Annotated in this window: 11 protein-coding genes, 2 tRNA genes and 1 pseudogene; 4 read left to right on the forward strand and 10 right to left on the reverse strand. The window is 44.6% G+C overall.

Going from position 1 to position 19,360, the window contains the following annotated elements:
• Nucleotides 1–10: 10 nt before the first annotated feature.
• From M1L52_RS14380 to M1L52_RS14395, 4 genes are all read right to left on the reverse strand, one after another.
• Nucleotides 11–2,263 (reverse strand): cation:proton antiporter, encoded by a 2,253-nt coding sequence (locus M1L52_RS14380; RefSeq protein ID WP_248615718.1) that lies wholly within the window; start codon nucleotides 2,261–2,263, stop codon nucleotides 11–13.
• A gap of 72 nt (nucleotides 2,264–2,335) precedes the next feature.
• Nucleotides 2,336–3,589 carry a peptidase T gene (gene pepT / locus M1L52_RS14385; protein WP_248615719.1) on the reverse strand — a complete coding sequence of 418 codons (1,254 nt, stop codon included), beginning with the start codon at nucleotides 3,587–3,589 and terminating at the stop codon, nucleotides 2,336–2,338.
• 217 nt (nucleotides 3,590–3,806) lie between these two features.
• A tRNA-Val gene (locus M1L52_RS14390) sits at nucleotides 3,807–3,881 on the reverse strand.
• A gap of 192 nt (nucleotides 3,882–4,073) precedes the next feature.
• A complete protein-coding gene (locus tag M1L52_RS14395; RefSeq protein WP_248615720.1) occupies nucleotides 4,074–4,997 on the reverse strand; it encodes a transglutaminase-like domain-containing protein in 924 nt (307 codons plus the stop codon).
• Between the two features lie 473 nt (nucleotides 4,998–5,470).
• On the opposite strand from M1L52_RS14395, the gene M1L52_RS14400 reads away from it, so the two are divergent.
• Nucleotides 5,471–6,826, forward strand: coding sequence for an ATP-binding protein (locus tag M1L52_RS14400; protein ID WP_248615721.1), 1,356 nt, complete (start codon nucleotides 5,471–5,473; stop codon nucleotides 6,824–6,826).
• A 440-nt stretch (nucleotides 6,827–7,266) separates the two neighbouring features.
• Here M1L52_RS14400 and M1L52_RS14405 read toward each other — a convergent pair.
• From M1L52_RS14405 to M1L52_RS14425, 5 genes and pseudogenes are all read right to left on the reverse strand, one after another.
• Nucleotides 7,267–10,326, reverse strand: a pseudogene (locus M1L52_RS14405) (type I restriction endonuclease subunit R); the annotation flags it as partial.
• A gap of 4 nt (nucleotides 10,327–10,330) precedes the next feature.
• Nucleotides 10,331–11,458, reverse strand: coding sequence for a restriction endonuclease subunit S (locus M1L52_RS14410; protein ID WP_248615723.1), 1,128 nt, complete (start codon nucleotides 11,456–11,458; stop codon nucleotides 10,331–10,333).
• 10 nt (nucleotides 11,459–11,468) lie between these two features.
• Nucleotides 11,469–12,791 carry an ATP-binding protein gene (locus tag M1L52_RS14415; protein ID WP_248615724.1) on the reverse strand — a complete coding sequence of 441 codons (1,323 nt, stop codon included), beginning with the start codon at nucleotides 12,789–12,791 and terminating at the stop codon, nucleotides 11,469–11,471.
• A 159-nt stretch (nucleotides 12,792–12,950) separates the two neighbouring features.
• Entirely contained in the window at nucleotides 12,951–14,462 is a 1,512-nt protein-coding gene (locus tag M1L52_RS14420) for a type I restriction-modification system subunit M (protein WP_248615725.1), read from the reverse strand.
• Nucleotides 14,463–15,414: 952 nt separating this feature from the next.
• Nucleotides 15,415–16,929, reverse strand: a complete 1,515-nt coding sequence (locus M1L52_RS14425; protein ID WP_248615726.1) for a rhomboid family intramembrane serine protease — start codon at nucleotides 16,927–16,929, stop codon at nucleotides 15,415–15,417.
• A 154-nt stretch (nucleotides 16,930–17,083) separates the two neighbouring features.
• On the opposite strand from M1L52_RS14425, the gene M1L52_RS14430 reads away from it, so the two are divergent.
• The gene (locus M1L52_RS14430) at nucleotides 17,084–17,254 is read left to right on the forward strand and encodes a hypothetical protein (RefSeq protein ID WP_248615727.1); all 171 of its coding nucleotides are present in this window, start codon (nucleotides 17,084–17,086) and stop codon (nucleotides 17,252–17,254) included.
• Here the strand turns inward: M1L52_RS14430 and M1L52_RS14435 are convergent.
• Nucleotides 17,252–17,325, reverse strand: a tRNA-Arg gene (locus M1L52_RS14435). The genes M1L52_RS14430 and M1L52_RS14435 overlap by 3 nt on opposite strands.
• A gap of 157 nt (nucleotides 17,326–17,482) precedes the next feature.
• On the opposite strand from M1L52_RS14435, the gene M1L52_RS14440 reads away from it, so the two are divergent.
• Nucleotides 17,483–18,277: a Nif3-like dinuclear metal center hexameric protein gene (locus tag M1L52_RS14440; protein WP_248615728.1), complete on the forward strand. Its 795-nt coding sequence runs from the start codon at nucleotides 17,483–17,485 to the stop codon at nucleotides 18,275–18,277.
• A 117-nt stretch (nucleotides 18,278–18,394) separates the two neighbouring features.
• Nucleotides 18,395–19,252, forward strand: coding sequence for a zinc ribbon domain-containing protein (locus tag M1L52_RS14445; RefSeq protein WP_248615729.1), 858 nt, complete (start codon nucleotides 18,395–18,397; stop codon nucleotides 19,250–19,252).
• Nucleotides 19,253–19,360: the final 108 nt, after the last annotated feature.

The following is a 19,360-nucleotide window of genomic DNA, read 5'->3' on the forward strand; positions in this document are numbered from 1 at the left end:
TGCCGATTTTTTATTTTTCTCCGATGAGTGCATCGAGACTCTCTTGCTCGCCTACCACCCAGACAATGTCGCCCTCTTGGAACTTACGATCTGGACGGAATGGCGACAGGTTCTCTTCGCCCTCTTCCAGTCCTACAACCATGATGCTGTATTTGCGGCGTATGTCGCTGTCTTTAAGCGTCTGACCAATAAACGGACTGTCACCGCCAATTATTATCTGGCGCAGCTTCATCTCGCGCTTCTCCAGCTCAGCATCCTCGCCCAGTGTCTCGCCCTCTATGGCTGCACTGAACTTTGCCAGCTGATCGTCGCTTCCAATGACCTGCAATCGGTCATGAGGGAAGATGATGAAGTCACCATCAGGAATGTTCAGGCGGAATCCTCCACGCAAGATGCTGCTCACATGTACGCCATATTTCTGTCCGAGATTCAGCTGTCTCAGCGTCTGTCCCATCCATTGTGAGTTTCCAGGCACCTCGAAATCAGCAATATGTATATCACGGTCGAGCAGACGTCCCTCATATAGCGGACGCTTCTTTCCGTGCACCTGCGCCTCAATGTCGCGCGAACGCAGATTGTTTATGAACAGGCGCTCCAGCATTATGCTGTTATGTTTTATGCTTCTCGAGAACACCATGAGGAACACTATGCCCACACCAGCGAAGAACATGATGACAAATCCGAAGTCAAACATGTGATGAAGTATGTAGAACACGAAGCTTGCCGCAATGACCACCCTCACCACAAACGTGAAGATGAGTGGCATATGGTTACGATTGCTCTCTGCCCATAGTGCCTTCCACTCCTCAGAGCGATTCTTCTTCACCACCATAGCGCGCAGGAACGGTGCAATGAGCGTCACGCTGACAAGAGCCGTCACGGCGCTGGCATACCACGACTGTGGCAGCATCTTTGCCATGAAAGGATGGAAGAACATGAACATCAGCGTTATGACAGCCGATGACAGTATGCTGTACACCACCACGTTGACGCCCATCTGAGTGAGCAGCGACTTCCACTTGTTGTGCTCCGTAGAATCAGGATGGCTCATCGACAGACGATTCAACAGGCTTATCAATCGTGACGGCAGTCGAGGTTCAATGGCGTTATAAACGGGCAGTGCGAAGCGAATCATGTAAGGTGTGAGGAACGTCGTGATGACACTCACCGCCACCACCACAGGATAGAGGAAATCGCTTATCACTCCCAGTCCCAGTCCCAGCGAGGCTATGATAAACGAGAACTCACCTATCTGAGCCATTGAAAATCCGCAGCGCATGGCCGACTTCAGCGACTCTCCGCCAAGCATGAACGAGAACGAGCCGAATACGCTCTGTCCTATGATAATCGTCATCACGAGCACGAAGATGGGAATGGCATAGTCAACGAGTATCTTTGGATCTACAAGCATGCCCACTGACACGAAGAATATGGCTCCAAAGAGGTTCTTCACTGGCTCCACGACCTTCTCAATATTCTCTGCCTCCACTGTCTCTGCCAGTATGCTTCCCATGATAAATGCTCCGAATGCCGACGAGAATCCCACCTTCGTTGAGAATACCGCCATGGCGCAGCACAGTCCCAGCGACACTATAAGCAGCACCTCAGCATTGATGAGCTTGCGCACAGAGCGCAGGAACAGTGGCACGGCGAAGATGCCCACCACGAGCCACAGTATGAGGAAGAATCCTATTTTTACTATGCTGCCTATCATCTGTCCTCCGTCAGGGTTCGAGCCGCTTGCTATGGCGCTCAGCATAACCATCATCACTATGGCGAGTATATCCTCCAATATGAGCACCGACATCACCAGTCCTGCAAACTGCTGCTGTCTTAGTCCCAGGTCTCCAAATGCCTTATATATAATGGTTGTCGATGACATGGCGAGCATACCACCTAAGAATATGCAGTCCATCTTAGGCCATCCGAAGGCGAAGCCCACGCACACTCCCAGTATCGTCATGCAGAAGATTATGCTTATCGTCGATATTATCGGCGATGCTCCCATCTTCAGGATTTTCTTGAACGAGAAGTCCAGTCCCAGTGAGAACAGCAGGAACATCACTCCAATGTCTGCCCACAGCTTGATGTTCGACATGTCAACAACACTAGTCGTATATGGCATGTGTGGCGACACGAGGAATCCAGCCATGATATATCCCAGCACGAGTGGCTGTTTCAGTTTTTTGAAAATGATAGTCACCACCCCTGCAACCATCAGTATGAGTGCTAAATCTTGTATAAGTGCTGGAAGTTCTGACATCTTCTATAATTGAGAATTGAGAGTTGAGAATTGAGAATTGAGAGGTAGGATTAGAAGTCTAAAGTCTATAGTCTAAAGTCTATAGTCTCTAAAGTCTGTAGTCAAAATCTCTACAGTCTTCACGATGACATTCATGGCCTTTTCCATAGACTGTATGGGCACAAACTCGTAAGGTCCGTGGAAGTTCAGTCCACCTGCGAAGATGTTAGGACAAGGCAGTCCCTTGAACGACAGCTGTGCGCCGTCTGTGCCTCCACGTATAGGCTTCACCTTTGGCTCCACGCCTGCCTCCTTCATAGCCTTCATCACGAGGTCTATCACATGACGCTGTGGGTCCACCATCTCCTTCATGTTATAGTACTGGTCGTTCACCTCACAGCTCACCGTTCCCTCGCCATACTTAGCATTCATCTCGTCGGCACATCTTTTTATATAAGCCTTTCGTGCCTCGAACTTCTCGCGGTCATGGTCGCGTATTATGTAGCTCAGCTTGCCCAGCTCCGTATTTGTCTGCATGCCAATGAGATGATAGAATCCCTCGTAGCCCTCTGTCGTCTCAGGAGTCTCGTTGGCAGGCAGCATTGCCGCAAACTCCACTGCCAGTCGGTTAGCGTTGACCATTTTTCCTTTGGCATATCCTGGGTGTACGCTCACACCCTTTATGGTGATCTTTGCCGATGCAGCGTTGAAGTTCTCATACTCCAGCTCACCCACATCACCGCCGTCCATGGTGTAGCCCCACTGACAGCCGAACTTCTTCACGTCGAAGTGATGAGCGCCCATGCCTATCTCCTCATCGGGGTTAAACGCCACGCGCACCTTTCCGTGTCTTATCTCCTTATGGTCGCGCAGATAGCACATGGCCTGCATAATCTCAGCTATGCCCGCCTTGTCGTCAGCGCCCAGCAGAGTATGTCCGTCAGTCACTATCAGGTCCTCGCCCACGTGTGACAGTAGCTCAGGAAACTTCTTTGGTCCGAGCACCATTCCCTCTGACAGCACAATGTCTTTTCCGTCATAGTTCTCCACTATCCTCGGCTTAATATTTGCACCAGAGCAGTCGGGGCTTGTGTCGTAGTGCGAAATAAAACCTATTGTGGGCACCTGGCTCTCGTCAAGCCCTGTTCCCTCCAGGTTTGCAGGCAGAGTGCCATACAGATAGCCTTTGTCATCCATCTCCACGTCAGACAGTCCCTCTGCCTCCATCTCTTTCTTCAGATATTCAGCAAACACCAGCTGTTTCTTGGTGCTTGGCACTGTCTCACTCTCTTCTGCCGACTGTGTGTCGAACTTCGTATAATTCAGGAATCTCTCAATGATATTCATAATTCTATAGATTTGTTTTATAAGGTGTCGCAAAGTTACGAAAAGTCGAGCGAAATACAAAAGGAAAGTAAAGAAAAAAACAGAAACAACACTTTTTGATGTTTTTTAGATTGTGAAACAATCGGTGTTTTTGCTCACGAAATATGTGAGGTCTCTGCAAGAGACCAAGATTCAAAAAAGTCACTCAACCTCTTTCAAGATTGAGTGACCATCTTTGTAGGAACATTGGGGCTCGAACCCAAGACCTCTTCAATGTGACTGAAGCGCTCTGAACCAACTGAGCTATGCTCCTGTTTTCGTTTAGCGCTTGCAAAGTTAATCAAAAGAATCGAGCCCTCCAAATATTTCTCTAAAAACTTTTATTACTATTATATGTTTATTTTTTACAAACCCTTTCGTTTTGTATTGCCTTTCAAATAAAAGATGTATCTTTGCAACGTCAACAAACGGCAAAAAGGTCGTGATTAAATGAGAACTATATCAGTTATTTCAAAAAGACTTTCTTGCCATTTATGATATTAATACCACGACGTAGGCCATTTTGCTTTATTCCCATTAGATTATAGATTGATGCCGTTCTCTTTTCATTTGCCACCACTTTTTCAATAGCATTGACTTGATAATCCTTGCTCGTTATGTGCACACCGCTAACGTTTCCAGAACCACCCTTGTACCAATACCAATAATAGTATGTTTGCAGGGGTATATTCTGCATACTAATATCATTTCCTATGAATGTTGTCAGTCCTTGACTTAGAATTATCAGATTGCCGTCATATCTGCCAAAATAATCCCCATTAGGATTGGCGTTTTTGAATGTAGGATCTAAAGGTACCCAACCATAATCCTCATGGTAAAAGTCAGGCCAAACATGGTATCCGCCATTCACCCATACGCCCATGTTATGTCGTGCTGGAATGCCCTTGTATCTCATCAGATTAACAAACAGCGTAGTAAAGTCTCCACATTCGCCGCCCCCTGTCTGAAGAATTTGTTCAAGTGTACGCCAGCTACCATTTATATAACTAAAGTTTTCAGCCACATATTTATAGCATCGTTTGGCATAGTCCAGGATGCTTGTGGACTGATTCCACAATTGATCACCAATTTGCTTGATGGTATTGTTGTCAATATCAATCCAGGAGCCATCACTATAAAGATATTCATTGGGATCAACATCAGTACATATGTTCTTGTTTGATTTGTCATTGAAATCTATACGTACCGTCTTTGTCTTATATTTGAATGACTCATAGACACTTATTCTGTTGTCTTCAAAAGAGCCATCATACAATAAAACCTTATTAGTCGCATTGGCATCAACAAATGTACCACAGTTTGATGCCAACATACTAATCTCCTGATACTCGTTTGTTACAGGTGCAGGAATCAGAGTGAGTAATCTCACGACATTTATGTTTCCATTTTTTGTAAACTCTACCTTGTTCGTAAAACTAATCTCACTCTGGCTATATGCCGACAATGAAACTAACGAAAGAATTATGTAGCAAAATAGCTGTCGAAAATGGTAATAAATTGTTTTCATAATGCAACAAACCACTAGATTATTAGTAATATGCTGCAAAAATACAAATTTTTCTAATATTATATGCGTATCAATTTAAAAAATTCATTATTTGCCATCAACTTTCATATAGTTTAAACCAGAAAAAGCTCCCCTCTTCCATCCTACGTTAGGCGAGACGCTCACCAGTCCCTGCTGTCTTTAGCGTCCATAGTGCTTGTTGCCCCTACTTTTGGTAAAAAAGTAATAATTTTTGCCCCTACTTTTAGTTTTGGGCTGTATTTTGGATAATTTTTTCGTATTTTTGCCCCTACTTTTGGATTATTTCGTATCTTTGTCGAAAAATTGAGAAGAATATGGCATATTACAAGAGACTTATAGACGAACAGTTGCTCAGGTGGAAAGAAGCTCCACGCCGCAAACCGCTCCTAATTCGCGGAGCACGACAGGTGGGTAAGTCAACTGCTGTAAGGGAACTCAGCAAACAGTTCCGATACTTTGTGGAGATCAATTTGGAGAAACAGCCCGACTTGATTCAGATGTTTCCAGAGGACATTGACGTCAAAAAGACTTGTGAAAAGCTGAGCGGCACATTGGGCATTCCCATCGTGCCAGACGAGACGCTCCTGTTTATCGACGAAATCCAAATATCGAAAGAGGCCATCATGTCGCTGAGATATTTCAAGGAAGACTACCCTGAGTTGCATGTCATCGCAGCAGGGTCTCTACTTGAGTTTGCACTAGAAGAGCTACCATCTTTTGGTGTGGGCAGAATACGTTCGCTCTATATGTACCCATTCTCTTTCGATGAATTCCTAATAGCTCAAGGCATGGAGCTAACCGTAGATTACAAGAAGAGAGCCACAAGCGAGGCCCCACTACCCATAAAGGCACATAAGGATCTGACAGACCAGATACGTACTTTTTATCTGGTAGGTGGTATGCCCGCTGCTGTGACAGAGTGGATAGAGACACACAGTTACATCGAGGTGTCGCATGTTCACACGGATATCCTACAGACCTACGAGGATGACTTCAACAAATATAAAAAACGCGTTTCTCCTGTACTGCTCCGCCAGGTACTGCGTTCGGTGGCTCTTCAGGTGGGCAATAAATTTGTATATGCTGAAGCCTCAAGGGATGTGCACTCTTCGGTTGTAAGAGAGGCACTACACCTACTGACGCTTGCGGGATTGATAACTCCTGTAAAACATACAGATGGCACAGGTGTTCCTCTTGGTGCAGAGGAGAGCAACAGCTATGTGAAATACCTGTTCTTCGACTTAGGTGTGATGCTGACGATGCTTGACATCCCTGCAGCCGACATTCTGACGGCATCGGATGTGGATTTGGTGAACAAGGGTGGAGCATCGGAAATGTTTGCCGGTTTGGAAATGAAAAAGTATCGCGACTGTTTTCTGAAGCCAGAAATGCACTATTGGCAGAATACAGCCAAGTGGAGCAACGCAGAAGTGGACTATCTTAGAGTAAGAAATGGGATTGTACTGCCCGTGGAAGTGAAAGCCAACACGCAGGGTAGCATGCAGAGTCTTTGGATATTCATGAGAAAGCGCAAGCTGCATGAAGCAATCAGAACCTCACTTGAGAACTTCGGCCAATTTGACCACTATGATCCGGAAGATGAGTTAGAGAAGCGACATGTAGATATCATCCCACTTTATGCGCTGAGCAATCTTGAAGGTCAATATTAATAATGAAGTATCAGTGCCTCTATTAAGTACGCATGTGTCAGTAACCTCTTCCATCTCCCCTCTTCCATCCTACGTTAGGCGAGACGCTCACCTGCTGTCTTTTGAAATATTGAAATGATTATTCACCCTGCCATCACATATCTGAACACTTCAGTTTCTTGCAGTTCTGGGCGTTCAGTAACTTTCCTTACATAGTCTCTGACGAGATGATACCAATCCTTCGTCTGCATGCTGAAATACTTCTCTTGGAACTCCTTCTGACATTCTACTACGATGTTCATAATGGTGGTACCCTCTTCCAGTGCCATCATATTATGAATCAACCTATGCTCATCAGTATCAGGCTCTATATTTTCCAGCACAGAACCATCTGGAATAAGCTTCATCTCAATAGCCTTGCGCTTAGAAAGAGTCTTCTGTGGTTGAACCACCAAGTTGTCTTCGTCATCAGCCCATTTGTTGCATTGTGCCATGACGGTCGCTAATGCCTGCTCCTGTCCTTCTGGCGGATACTTGTATTTCTTTAGCAATCGCTTCACCAACACGCGCATTTTTGCTCTGGCAGACTCTTTCTTGTTCCAGTCTATTGTACGATTCTGCCGTAGCTGTTCTGTCAGTTCCTTAGTGAGGGCTATAAATTCATCATTACTATAGGCATCGCGAATACCTTCTGGTGAAGTAAGCGCATCATAGAATGCCTTTTCTTCTATGTTCAATCCTAATTTGTTGCCTTCCTCTTCTGTCTTCTTAATCTCTTCTGCCATTTTCAAGAGCTCTTCAATGACCTCTTCGTTAGTCAGCATGCCTTTCAGATAGTTAGAGAGGGCTTGATTCATCAGGTCGCTGAACTTCTGACTCTGCACGAGATTTGTACGCTCATATTTGCGTATATGCTCTTTCAGAAGCTTCTCCAGTAACTGCACAGCCAGGTTCTTTTCCTTCATCTTGCGTAGCTCCTCAATGAATCCTTCATCAAACAACGAGAATTCACGTTTGGTTTCAAAGAGGTTAATAACTCCAGTGCTTTGAATGCTCTGTTCTATCAACGTGGCTATTCGTTCATTGATTTCTTGCTTCGTCACTGGACCATGATTCTGCGTGAAGCGTTGCAGCAGCACCCTTACGGCATTCATCAGCGTCTCCTCTTGTTTCTCCCTTGGAGTGATAAGCGAGCGACAAAGCGTTAAAGCATTATGCAGTAGCTGACTTTCCTTGATGTAATCTTTCTGCTTATCTGCTTTATCTGGAGCCAGCAAGAAGTTCAAACCACCCTTAATGATTCGTGCTCTTTCAGGGTCACTACCGTCATAGAACCCTGTATAATCGAAACCATAAAGGAGGTCACGACAAATCTCCAACTTCTCTTGGAACTTCACCTTGGCCGTCTTCTGAATATCAGGATCACCAAACTGCTTTTTGTCTCTACTGGTATAGTCGTTCATTGCCTGTCTCAGCGCCTGGGCAATGCCTACATAATCGACTATCAAACCACCTTCCTTATCAGGGAACACACGATTTACGCGAGCAATGGCTTGCATCAGGTTATGACCCTTCATTGGCTTATAGACATACATCGTAGCCAGCGATGGCACGTCAAAGCCTGTTAGCCACATATCCACGACAATAGCAATCTTCATGGGGCTATCATCATCCTTAAACAACTTGGCATATTCCTTGTTGTTTCTGGCATTGATAATGTCGTGCCATTCCGGATTATCCGTATTGGCAGCACTCGCCACCACATGCACTTTCTCAGTCCATTCTGGTCTTAACTCCAGAATTCTTTTATATATCTTGACAGCAGCCTCTTTGTTATAGGCTACTATCATAGCTTTGCCAGTCAATTCATGCTGTCTGTTCTCCTCATAGTGTTTCAGGATGTCGTCACACAGACTTTCAATAGTGCTCTGATGGCACAGTATTTCCTTGAGTCCACTATTATCGTGGCGAACCTTGGATATTTGTTCCTCTGTAGCACCTTCCTCAGCGAGTCTGTCAAACTCTTCATCCAGTTTCCTGAGTGCTTCTTCGTTCAGGTTCAGATTGATAACACGACTCTCGTAATAGACTGGACGTGTGGCTCCATCAGCCACAGCCTGCGTCATGTCATAAACATCAATATAGTCGCCAAACACCTCTTTGGTATCTCTGTCGCGTTCAGAGATGGGAGTACCTGTAAATCCAATAAACGAGGCATGGGGCAAGGCTTCATGCATCAGCAGGGCAAAGCCTTTCTTCATCTTTTCAGCTTTCACATCCCAATGCTCCTCACCATATTGAGAGCGATGCGCCTCGTCTGTTATAACGATGATGTTCTCTCGTTCTGACAACAATCCTGTACCTTCCTCAAACTTCTGAATAGTGGTGAAGATGATACCTCCTGTTTGCAAATCCTTTAGTTTCTTTACCAAATCTTCGCGTCCAGCAGTCTTTGTCACCTTTCCTTTTTCGCTGATTTCAAAACCCACACGCTGGGGTTCCTGCCTCAGGAACTTCTGACATCCTGCAAACTGCTCATACAATTGCTGGTCTAAGTCGTTACGATCAGTTACTACGACAATGGTACATTGAGGGAATTCTTGAATCAGCCTGTGAACATAGAATACCATTGAAAGACTCTTTCCAGAGCCTTGTGTATGCCAGAACACACCAATCTTTCCATCGCCACCCATTGCTGTATGGGTATGCCTGAGGGCTTTGTTCACAGCAAAGTACTGGTGATAGGCAGCCATGATTTTAGCCATTCGTCCATCCTTATGGTCAAAGCATTCGAAGTTCTGCAGGATATCAATGAGTCGTTCTTTCTGGAAGATGCCGTTGAAGAATGTTTCGTAGTCGGCAAACTCCGTTGTCTCGCTTTTGCCATCCACGCTCTTCCATTCCATGTATCTATTTCTCTTAGCAGTAATGGTACCAGCTTGCGAGATGAACATATCGCTTGTCACATTGAAGGCATTATAGACAAACAGCGAAGGGCATTTCTGTTGATACTGCTTAATTTGTGTGTAGGCATCCTCTTCGTCCGTTTCTTCACGAGAAGGCGATTTCAACTCTATCACTACTAATGGCAGGCCATTGATGAATACCACAATATCACAGCGAATAGACTCATATTCCACTACGCGCCATTGGTTCCTCACCACGAAGTTGTTCTTCTGTGGATTCTCAAAATCTATCAAACGAACCAGCGCCGTCTTACTACGTCCATCCTCGCTGTATTTCACCTCCACGCCACTCTGCAGATAGTCCATCAGCTGCTCGTTACGCTGCTCCAGCGTTCCTTCGTTGATGTTCGTCACTAGGCGATAGGCTTCCTCTATCACATAGTCACTACACGAAGGATTCAAGCGCTGCAAGCCAGCCCTTAAATCATCTGCATGATAAGGCAGGCGATAGTCACGCTCTACGTTATATCCGCATTCGTACTGATAGCCCAACTCCTTGAATAAGGATATCAAGGTCTGCTCGTAGCTGTCTTCTGTGAACTGTTCGATGCTCATAGTTTTATATTTCTACTTCATTAACTATCAGCTCCCCAGACATTAACTTCGGAAGGAGGGTGTCACGGAGGGTCGCGAGGCGACGGGATTCATCTTCATTATTTCTCTTTATCTCATACTGTTTGTCAATGTTTGGCCTTATATTTTCTAAGACTTCACTTGGAGGTATGGGTAAAAGTATCTTCTCCATATTTGCTTGGCTTAACTTTGCTTGAACAGCGCCAGTTACAAGATGTTGTATATTGGTCATTGACAACATAACATGAACCATTTCTGTACTAAAGCCATTCTTACCTTGTAAAATATGAGCATGATTATTAACCCATAATTTCCCCCACACATATTGCATATAAGGTAAACCATTCTCTTTTGCCACGCTTCCGTCTTCTCCTATTAAGGTGTATATTCCATCAAATATATAATTGTCGACATAATCCATACATGATGTTGCACCATAGTACGGATAGATTTTTTCCATAGATTCTCTATCCTTGCCAGATAAAGGCTTTCTAAATTTATCCAGTATTTCTGCTACATCAAAGAGGGTTCCCACTCTCCATCCCTTCGGAATCATTCCCAATTCACTCTCCACAAACTCACCATCCTTGAAGGGCTCGAAGTCCACAAACCACGACTTAAACAATGCCTGAGCCTGCTGCTCTAAATTATCATTTATTCGCCTATTTACCTCGATTTTTTCATCAAGGGATTTTATTACGGCAGATACACGTTTTTGATAGTCTATTGATGGGAGGCTAACGATTTGCTTAGATAATGTTTGAACTGATATGCCAGGTTGAGCAGATTGAGCTGACAAATTACCCAGATGCATCAATGAAAGTAAACAAGCAAGAAAACGTGTATCGGCCAATTCGTTACCCACAACGACTACTGCATGTTCTGTCATATAGGCTTCTCCTTCATAGAAACGAACATTGCCGCAATATGCGCCTTGACGACCTATAACGGCACATTCGCCCTTAAAGTTAGACTCATTAGCATAACCTCGTATACCATTCCCACCAATAACAGGATATGGCCCTGCATCCAAAACGGAATCAGATTTTATTCCTTTCCCACTTCGTAAGCGGGAACAGACGTCTGCTAACTTATATTCTTTCCACTCTTCCATAAATGAGAATTTACTTTTCACTCTCTATTTGTTTGTTGATGTATCCCAGAACCCCATAAAGTGGTATATTCTCCATCCAGTCCTGATCAATGTAGGGTTTCATGGAACAACGCAGACCCTTCAGATTCTTTTCTGCATGATCTACCGTAACAAACTGCTTCAGCGACTTACTCTTCACGTTCTCCTCTGCCTTAACCTCAATGGGGATTACGCGCTCGGCTGTCTGAACCAAGAAATCAACTTCCTGCGTAGAATTATCCTTGCTGAAATAATAGGCATCCAAACCGTCCATAGATTTCAATTGTTCCAATACGTAATTTTCTGTGAAAGCACCTTTGAATTCTGTAAATACACCATTGTTAATGAGCATGAGTCTCGGGCTGGCCTTAGACATAGCTCCTAATAGTCCAACATCCAAAAGATATAGTTTGAATGCATCGAAATCTTCATAGAACTTCAATGGCATCTCAGGATTCTTACATCTACGGATCTTATACACAAGACCTGCCCTGACAAGCCACTCTATTGCGATTTCAAAATCGCGAGCCCTTCCGCCCTCCTTCACAGCACCATAGATGAATTTCTTGTTTTCTTTAGCAAGTTGATTGGGAATACTTTCCCATACCATGCGAATGCGTTCTGTTTCATCACCAGCGTGCTTGGCAAAGTCGTTATCGTATGTTCGCAGGATTTCCTCGTGTATCCGGCGTACCTTATTTACATCACCCTTTGTGGTATATTGCAACACAGCCTCAGGCATTCCGCCTACATAATAGTATTGGCGGAGTAGTTCCTGAACCTTGGAATCCAATATCTGCAACATCTCCCAATCTGCACGTGCCAACATCTCAGCAATTTTTTCTTCGCCCTTTGCCCATAGAAACTCCTCGAATGTCATGGGATAAAGTGTGAGAAGATTAACCTTGCCAACAGGATAAGACTCACCTTTACGATGAGTGGTTCCAAGCAGCGAACCTGCTACAACAACATGCTGCTCACGTGCATTTTCACAGAAATACTTTAAACTATCAAGACCTCTATAAGCCTCCTGTATCTCGTCCATGAATATCAGTGTCTTGCCTGCTGTAATCTTTTGGTTCGTTATAGATTCCAGTAAATACATGATGCGATCCACCTTAAGATCAACTCGGAATATCTCCTGAGCTTCAGGATCATCATGGAAATTCACATAAACAAGATTCTGGTATTCATTCTGCCCAAACTCTTTTAGCAGCCAAGTCTTACCCACCTGACGAGCCCCCTCAAGCACCAAAGGCTTGCGGTCTGGATCTTTTTTCCACTCTATCAGCGCATTATATAGTTTTCTCTTCATACCTATTTACACTTTTCTGAACGAATTATCGCTGCAAAATTACACTTTTCTGGACGAATTTCCAAATATTTTGCCAATTTTATGAGGGAATGTTTGTGCCTTTCTGCCAATTTTATGAGGGAATAATTAGGCCTTCTTGCCAATTTTATGAGGGAACAGCTATTCTTTAAGAGCAAACCCAATACTTCCTAACTGCTTCTTAATCTCGTCCTCCAAGCGATGGCTTTCTGCAAAGAGACCACTAAGCTCTGAGGTCAGGCGCTGCATCTTTTCTGCAAATGGTTCACCATCGTCTTCCTGCTCTGCGATACCCACATAGCGACCTGGAGTGAGGATGAAGTCCTGAGCCTTGATGTCCTGTAGGGTTTTCACAGCGCAAAAGCCTGCTTCATCTTCAAGGGTGCCATTGCGGAAACTTTCGAAGGTGTCTGCAATCTTACGGATATCGGGCTCCATCAATTCACGAACGGCACGAGTCACCATCGTACCCATATTCCTTGCATCAATGAAGAGCACCTTACCTGCTTGTTGCTTGTTGCGAGAGAGGAACCACAGCGATACAGGAATACCTGTGCTATAGAAAAGCTGGCTGGGCAGGGCAATGATACCTTCTACAAGGTCTGCTTCTACTATCTTCTGACGGATGGTGCCTTCACCTCCAGTCTGACTGCTCAAAGCACCATTGGCCAATACCAAACCAATACGGCCTGTGGGTGAAAGATGGTGAATCATGTGCTGCATCCAAGCAAAGTTGGCATTACCTGCTGGTGGTATGCCATATTGCCAGCGCTTGTCGTTAGCCAACTTATCTGCTCCCCAATCGCTGAGATTGAAAGGAGGATTAGCCATGATAAAGTCTGCTTTCAAGGTGGGATGCTGATCATTGAAGAAGGTGTCTGCGTATGATTGACCCAGATTGGCCTCCAACCCACGAATGGCTACATTCATATGGGCCATCTTCCAGGTAGAGGGGTTGGCCTCCTGACCATAGATGCTGATGTGGCGCAGGTCTTTCTGATGATTCTCGATAAACTTGGCGCTCTGCACAAACATGCCACCACTACCACAGCAGGGGTCATAAACACGACCTTCGTATGGCTGCAACACCTCTACAATGGTACGGACAATACAGCTGGGAGTGTAGAATTCGCCTGCATTCTTACCTTCCATCGAGGCAAACTTCTGCAGACAGTATTCATAGACGCGTCCCAGCAGGTCCTTTTCGTCGCCTGATGCCAACATGTGGATATTGGTAAAGAGATCTACCACATCGCCCAAGCGTCGTTTGTCCAGTTCTGGGCGAGCATAATTGCTGGGCAATACGCCCTTCAGTTTGTTATTCTCGCGCTCAATGGCTTGCAGGGCATCGTCGATTACTTTGCCTATCTGTGGGGTGTGAGCTGCTAAGGAGATTACATTCCAGCGTGCTTCCTGAGGAACAAAGAATACACCATCAGCCTCGTATTCGTCTTTATCTTCCACATCAGCATATTCATCTTGGGATAGCTCTGCAAACTTTACCTCGAACTTATCGCTGATATATTTGAGGAAGATAAGTCCAAGCACCACGCCCTCGTATTCAGAGGCGTTGAGATTTCCTCTAAGCTTATCCGCAGCCCTCCATATCGCATCCTCAAATCCTATTGAGGTTGTATTTTCTTTCTTTGCCATATATCTTGTTTACTTGCTTGCGTAGTTAATAACGTTTTAAGTTTACTTGATTGCAAAGATAACAATTTTTTTCGACAATATATTCATTTTATCGAAAAAATATCAAAGAAGTTCTTTTTTCAAGGGGCAGGAACATGGTAGCTGACACATTAGTAGCTGACACATTCTGTATATAAACAACCCGCCGAACTTCACAGTCCAGCGGGCTAAACATTTACCTTAATTTCTTCTATGACTAATTTCTTATCGAGAGTGTCATGGGGCTAGCCCCATATCACTTTCCTCGTTTAAAAAACCTCGCTATTCTCGCGAACCGAGAGGATTGACCTATTTTGATAAAACAACTATTATCCCTTATGGGAAAAATGTATGTCGTAATCAAGATGCAAAGATAAACATAAAATCCAGCTCTACCAAATATTTCTAATGCAAATTTTGCGTAATGTACCAATGTACCATTGTACCATTTGCATTTTTCGTTTTTCATTTAGTTTAGCAACTAGTGTAAAATTGTAAGTAATTATTTTATATTATATATTATAATATATAATATAAGTATATTTCTCTCTTTCATGGTACAATCGATTTTCGAAATGGTACAATGGTACAATGGTACACTTTGCACTGCGCTGAATGTCACCCATACTGAAAAAGTTGACTCGCTCGTCTGGAAAAGTTTGACTACTTTCCTGAATAGGTTTACTTTTTACTCTAATACAGCAGGCAACATCCCAATTTTAACATTTGAAATAAATTTGAGATAAATGAAAAGAATCCTTGCGTGGCACCTCAAATTTAGTACCTTTGTACTGTGTTTAGGATGCATCACAAAGACACACAACGAGCGTTTAGAAAGAACGCACGCGGCGTTTAGAAAAAACACCGCAAGCAATCAGGAAGAACGCTCGCGGCAATACTCACCGCGATAGCAACAAGCCTCGGAGTGCAGAGATCACTTGTTTTTCAGCCATTCGCCAGCCACCAGCGCTATAACTACACCTGCGACGGCACCACCCATATGGCCACTCATACTGACACCATTGCCCAGACTCGTAACAAGGTTAAGGCCAAGAAAAATCAACGGAGCCTTCGCTGCATTGAAACTGGTTTTCAGACTCATGACCAACCAGAAGGCGAGCAGTCCGAACACACCGCCCGATGCACCTATGGTGACTCCCCTGCTAAACGAAAGGATGCTGATTCCAGAGACAATAACCGAAAGAATGAAAATGCCGAAGATGGCGCGCCCTCTGTAATTCGCGGATAGGGAAACGACACACAGCACATAACAGAAAAGGTTTCCAATCACATGCATCAGACCACCATGCAGGAATCCATAGGTCAACAGTCGCCACCACTCATGGCCATAGAGCACCAAGTCTGTCTTCAGTGCGCCCCATCTGACAAGCAGCTCCATGTTATTGCTATCACCCCTAAAACCGACAAAGAACAGGGAGATATAGATGACGATGCACAATAACGGAGGAATGACGAGTAGCAGATAATCTGGCTTCAAGATGTATTTAAAGCCATGAGATAATCCGTCTTTTATTGCAAGCGACATGATGTACGATTCCTCAAACTCATCTCTGACAAAGAAAAGGGTGAACAACAATAGCAGCATAAGAGCTTCAAAGAGAAGCATGAACTGGAATATCAAGATATTTTTGCGGCCTATGTCAAATTGTTTCTCGCCTGTCATTTCATAAAACACCAAGTCTTTTTCGTCCAAAACCTCTACATTTAAATAATTCCGGACAACTTTCCTATAATATTCTGTGTTATCACTATGGTGCAGACGCTTGAACACCATATTATCCTTGTCTTCGTTGAAAAAACTGCAACGCGACTTCTTCACCAACCCACGAGCCCATTGATTGACTTTTTCCTTGGAAGCATAGGTATAGTCATGAACTGACTCATGCTTATAACATATAACCACATTGGGTTTACGGGCCAGATGATACACTTCAGAATAGACTATATTAATATCTTTTCCATACCTCCTATCAGTTGTATAGAAGTCAACACCATAGTTATGACGAGAACATTCCAGTTCCGAATTTACGAAGTGTTGAATTTGAATATAATCTTTTTTTCCAAAAAAATCCAACGTGTTGTCGTTGATAGTCGATATGATAGCATACGATGATGCCCTCTTTTGAACAAAGGAAGAGATGTTGCCAAAAAAGAAAAGTGAGAAAAAAAACAACCCTATCCAACAGTAAGACTCAACGCCTTCACGTATGCTGCGAATCCAGTTCCTACTGATGTATAGGTGGATAACGCTAAACAAAATTGGAATGATAAGATTTGGCACATCACTGCTTGCCATAGGCAACAAGTCGGCTTTCAGCCAGTACCACCTTATAACGCCCCACACTATACCCAACAATATGCCCGACAACATGACATAGGCAATTCCCTGGTAGATGGAGTATTTCTTTACTTTGCATTCTTCATCCATTGGCGTTTGTAACCGTGAAGATACAGACTTCTTGGATTTTTTAGGCTTCTTTGCGGTTTTAGTTTTCATCATATTGGAAAAAACAATAAATTATCTCCTTCGTTTTAGGATATTGCAAAGGTACGATGATTTTTGTAAAAACAATTCAAATTAATTGCATCTTTCAAAAAATGAGGTCATCAGCGCGTCTATCAACACGCAGAAAGCCACTAGTCAACAGATAAAAGGCATCTATACCCTTGACGGTCGTCCGGCTAAACCCCAAAGAAAAGGCCTGCTCATCATCAAGCAGGCCAATGGAGAAACTAAGAAGGTGAATATGTGATCCCGCAGGGATTCAAACCCTGGACCTTCAGAACCGGAATCTGACGCTCTATTCAGCTAAGCTACGGGACCTTCGTTGTTTTTCGGCTGCAAAAGTAATGAAAAAAAATGAAAGAATGAGCTTGACGAGAGACAAAGAATGGTTAAAAACAATTAATAATTGAAGGGCAACGACTCGTGGTTGAGAAGAAATGAGTAACTTTGCAGTCCGAAAAAACGACATAACAGCGTGAAAATTAAGGATGTTTTGAGCGCCCTTGAACAGTTCGCGCCCCTGCCGCTACAGGAGAGCTGGGATAATGCTGGCCTGCAGATTGGATTGACAGAGGCGGAGGTTTCAGGGGCATTATTGTGTCTTGACGTGACTGAAAAAGTGGTCGACGAGGCTGAACAGAAGGGATGTAACCTGGTGGTCAGTCACCATCCGTTGTTGTTCCGCGGACTGAAGCAGATAAGCAACCAGACCGATGTGGAGCGCGCCGTGTGGAAAGCCATACAGAAAGGCATAGCAATAGTCTCGATGCACACAAACATGGACAATGCCAAGGGTGGCGTAAACTACAAGATAGCAGAGCTCTTGGGACTGCAGAACATCAGGTTTGGCACCGACTGCGGCAAGGGCGACAACACGGCATCGGAAGCTGGCTCATGGGTAATGGGCGAGCTGACGGAGGCAATGGCTGCCGACGACTTCGTGATCAGCGTGAAGCGACAGATGGAGGCGGAGAGCGCCATGTGCAACGAGCTGCTCAGAAGGCCTATAAAGAAGGTGGCTATATGCGGAGGGGCTGGCGACTGCTTCCTTGACGAGGCAATAGCTGCTGGTGCCGACGCTTTCATAACGGGCGAGATGCACTACCACGTGTATTTCGGACATGAGCAGCAGCTGCAGATATGTGTGATAGGCCACTATGAAAGCGAACATTTCACTACAGAGCTGTTCCAAGACATAATAAACAGGGCGTGCCCTGAAGTGAGAACGGAGATAGCGGAGACAAACACGAATCCGATAATCTATCTCTAAAGAGACAATACGATTAAACGAATAAACGTTTAAACGAGGAAACGAGGAAACGAGGAAACGAGGAAACGAAAATAAAAACGATAATAAAAACGATAATAAAAAAACATTTTTTGAATTATGGCAAAGAAAGATCCCACAGACCTCTCAGTAGAGGAGAAGCTGAAGACCCTGTTCCAGCTTCAGACAGCCCTTTCGGCTATCGACGAGAAGAAGGCTCTCCGCGGTGAGCTGCCTCTCGAAGTAGAAGACCTTGACGCAGAAATCGAAGGTCTGACAACACGTATTGAGCGCATACAGAACGAGGTTAACGAGTTTGAGCGCGCCATCACGCAGAAGAAAGGCGAGATTGAGGATGCTCAGAACAGCGTGAGCCGTTACAAGCAGCAGCTGAACGATGTGAAGAACAATCGTGAGTATGACATGCTGAGCAAGGAGATTGAGTTCCAAGAGCTGGAGATTGAGCTCTGTAACAAGAAGATAAACGAGGCTCAGAGACATATAGCAGAGCGCAGCGAAGACCTCAAGAGCGCACAGGAGCTGCTGAACGAGAAGCAGGCAGACCTCGATGTTAAGCGCAACGAGCTGGACGAGATTATGGAAGAGACTCGCACAGAGGAGGAGGCGCTGAAGGAGAAAGCCAAGGAGCTGGAGGTAAAGATTGAGCCACGTCTGCTCACCGCTTTCAAGCGCATCCGCAAGAACGCTCGCAATGGTCTGGGCGTAGTTTACGTGCAGCGTGATGCATGTGGCGGCTGCTTCAACCAGATTCCACCTCAGCGTCAGCTCGACATCAAGATGCATAAGAAGATTATCGTATGCGAATATTGCGGACGTATCCTCATCGATCCAGAACTGGCTGGTGTAAAGGTTGACAAGCCAGCTGTAGCAGGCGAAGAGAAGAAGACTCGCAAGCGCTCAGGCGTTCGTAAGACTTCTACATCAAAGAAGTCGACAGACGCAAGCGATATGGAATAAGGTCTAGAGGTGAGAAGTAAGAGGTGAGAGGTGAGAGATTAGCTCTATCGCTCACCTCTTATTTTTATGCTTTAATCAAACTATCCTCTCACCTCTTACCTCTTACCT

The organism is Prevotella sp. E13-27, assembly GCF_023217965.1.
In the GTDB taxonomy this organism is placed as follows: Bacteria; Bacteroidota; Bacteroidia; order Bacteroidales; family Bacteroidaceae; genus Prevotella.

Bases quoted from the DNA above. Each gene is read 5' to 3' on its own strand.
- M1L52_RS14380 (WP_248615718.1), bottom strand. From the start codon at position 2,263: ATGTCAGAACTTCCAGCACTTATACAAGATTTAGCACTCATACTGATG.
- pepT (WP_248615719.1), bottom strand. From the start codon at position 3,589: ATGAATATCATTGAGAGATTCCTGAATTATACGAAGTTCGACACACAG.
- M1L52_RS14400 (WP_248615721.1), top strand. From the start codon at position 5,471: ATGGCATATTACAAGAGACTTATAGACGAACAGTTGCTCAGGTGGAAA.
- M1L52_RS14410 (WP_248615723.1), bottom strand. From the start codon at position 11,458: ATGGAAGAGTGGAAAGAATATAAGTTAGCAGACGTCTGTTCCCGCTTA.
- M1L52_RS14415 (WP_248615724.1), bottom strand. From the start codon at position 12,791: ATGAAGAGAAAACTATATAATGCGCTGATAGAGTGGAAAAAAGATCCA.
- M1L52_RS14420 (WP_248615725.1), bottom strand. From the start codon at position 14,462: ATGGCAAAGAAAGAAAATACAACCTCAATAGGATTTGAGGATGCGATA.
- M1L52_RS14425 (WP_248615726.1), bottom strand. From the start codon at position 16,929: ATGGATGAAGAATGCAAAGTAAAGAAATACTCCATCTACCAGGGAATT.
- M1L52_RS14445 (WP_248615729.1), top strand. From the start codon at position 18,395: ATGGCAAAGAAAGATCCCACAGACCTCTCAGTAGAGGAGAAGCTGAAG.